The 2,836-nt window shown below is 76.6% G+C and carries 1 protein-coding gene; it reads right to left on the bottom strand.

All coding sequences use genetic code 11. The features are described from left to right. A partial coding sequence (locus MXD58_RS27995; RefSeq protein WP_250611176.1) for an acyltransferase domain-containing protein occupies positions 1–2,836 on the bottom strand: 2,836 nt, incomplete at both ends.

Below are 2,836 nucleotides of genomic sequence, written 5' to 3' on the forward strand. Positions count from 1 at the left end.
GGGCGACCCGGGCGGCGCCGTCCCGGATCGCCAGCCGCGGCTCCCCGCTCGCCAGCGCCGCGGCGACCAGTTCGTCGGTCGACAGGGCGTCTCCGGGGTCCAGGTCGAGCAGCACGAACCGGTCCGGAGCCTCCGCCAGCGCCGACAGCGCCAGGCCCCACACCGCGGCGCCCGCGAGATCGCGCACGTCCTCCCCGGGTCGCGCCGCCACCGCCCCCCGGGTCACCAGCACCAGCCGGGACGACCCGAAACGCTCGTCCGCAAGCCAGGCCTGCAGCCAGGCCAACGCCCGGTGGGTCGCCCGCCGCACCTCCTCCGGCGGGTCGCCGGGCACGTCCCGCGCCTCGGCCCCGACGGGGAGAAGGGGCAGGAGAACCACCGCGGGCGGATCGGTGCTCGGATGGGCGGCCGCGAGCGCGTCCAGATCGGGGTACGAGCGGGTCGAGCGCCCCCGGACCCCGTCCGTCGCCGGCTGCCCGACGTCGAGGACGGCCCAGGGCTGGACCGTCCGCGGTGTCTGTCCGGCGGCCGAGACGACCCAGTCGAGTGCGAACAGCCGGTCGCCGACACCGGTGAGCCCCACGGGTTGGTTTCCGACCGGCCGCGTGACCAGGGAGTCCACCACGGCGACCGGGCTTCCGCCCTGATCGGCGAGGACGATCCGGGTCCGGTCGGGGCCCAGCGGGCTCAGCCGGGCCCGCAGCCGGCCGGCGCCCGCCGCGAGCAGGGACACCCCGTCCCAGGAGAACGGCAGGCGGGCGCCCTGGCCACCGGAGTCGGCGCCCTCGTCGGCCGTGGCGGCGACCCACAGGCTCTGCAGAGCGGCGTCCAGCAGCGCCGGGTGCAGCCCGAACGCACCGGCCGCGCCCTGGAGGTCCGGTGCCAGCGCGACCTCGGTGAAGACATCCGCGCCGCGAGTCCACACCGACCGCAGGCCCTGGAAGGCCGGCCCGTAGGTGTAGCCGGCGGCGGCGAAACGCTCGTACACGCCGTCGAGATCCACCGCCGAGGCGCCCGGTGGCGGCCAGCTTCCCGCCAGCTCGGCGAACGCGGGTTCGTCGGCCGGACCGGGCCCGGCCACCCCGCCGGCCGTCGCCTCCCCGGCGAGCAGGCCACCGGCATGCCTGACCCAGTCGGCGCCGGGGTCGCCCGCGGGGCGGGCGTGCAGGATCAGGGCACGGTTCCCCTCGTCGTCAGGACCGCCGATCCGCAGCTGAAGGTCCACCGCGTCCCGTTCGGGCAGGATCAGCGGGGCGTCGAGGGTGAACTCCTCGACCCGGTCGCAGCCGACCTGTTCGGCCGCGCGCAGCGCCAGCTCGACGAACCCGGTGCCTGGCAGCAGGACGGAGCCGGCGAACATGTGGTCGGCGAGCCAGGGATGCGTCCGCCGGGACAGCCGGCCGGTCAGGACGTGACCGTGGCCGTCCGCGAGCTCGACCGCCCCGCCCAGCAGCGGATGGTCGGCGGGAGTGATCCCCGCGGCGGCGACGTCGCCGGCCGCGGCGGGTGACGTCGCCGCCCACCAGTAGCGCCGCTCCTGGAAGGGATAGGTGGGCAGGCTGGTCGTCACCGCCGCGACGTCCGGCGGGTCGACCGGGGGCGGGCCGTCACCGGCGGCGTCCGGCCAGCGCACGTCGACCCCGTGCAGGTATGCCTCGGTCAGCGCGTCGAGCATCCGGGGTGTCGCACCCTCGTCGCGGCGCAGCGTCGCGACGGTGACCGGATCGCCGGCGTCCGCGTTCGGCTCCGCCGGCGTCCCGTCGATCGTCTCCTGGATGCCGACCGTCAGGACAGGGTGCGGGCTCACCTCGACGAACACGTCGTGTCCGGCGGCGAGCAGGGCGCGGGTGGCCTCGTCGAAGCGCACCGTCCGCCGCAGGTTCGTCACCCAGTACTCGGCGTCCATGTCCGCGGTGTCGAGCAGGCCGCCGGTGACCGTCGAGTACACCGGCACCGACGCCGTCCGCGGGCGCACCGGTGCGAGCAGCTCGCGCAGCCGTGGCCCGATCTCGTCGACCTGGGCCGAGTGCGAGGCGTAGTCGACCGGGATGCGACGGATCCGGACCCCCGCGGCCTCACAGTCGGCTGACAGTGCGGTGAGCGCGTCGGTGGAGCCGGCCACCACGGTCGAGCGCGGGCCGTTCACCGCGGCGACGGACAGGTCCGCCGCCCACGGCGCCAGCCGCGCCCGGACCTCCTCGACCGGCAACGCCACCGCGACCATGCCCCCACGCCCGGCCAGCGCCCCGAGCGCCTTCGCCCGCAGCGCCACCACCCGCGCGGCGTCAGCCAGGGACAGTCCGCCCGCGACGCAGGCGGCGGCGATCTCGCCCTGCGAGTGTCCGACGACCGCCGCCGGTTCCACCCCGTGGGAACGCCACAGCGCCGCCAGCGACACCATCACGGCGAACAGCGTCGGCTGGACGACGTCCACCCGGTCCAGCGATGCCGCCCCGGCCGTGCCGCGTAGTACGTCGGGCAGCGACCAGTCCACATGGGGGGCGAGCGCCTCGGCGCACTGCTCGATGCGCTCGCGGAAGACCGCCGAGTCCACGAGCAGGCCGGTCGCCATCCCCGCCCACTGCGTGCCCTGGCCGGGGAAGACGAACACGACCGACCGGCCGGAGCGGGCGACGCCCTCGCGGACCTCGGCCATGGGTGCGCCCGCGGCCAGCGCGTCCAGCCCGACGAGCAGGCTCCCGCGGTCCTCCGTGCGCAGCGCGGCCCGGTATTCGAAGGCCGATCGCCGTCGCAGCGCCACCCCGACGTCGGCGAGGGCCTGCTCGGGATGGTCGGCGAGGTGGGCGCGCAGCGCGGCGGCCGACGCGCGCAGCGC

The organism is Frankia sp. AgKG'84/4, from assembly GCF_023242965.2.
Classification (GTDB): Bacteria; Actinomycetota; Actinomycetes; order Frankiales; family Frankiaceae; genus Frankia.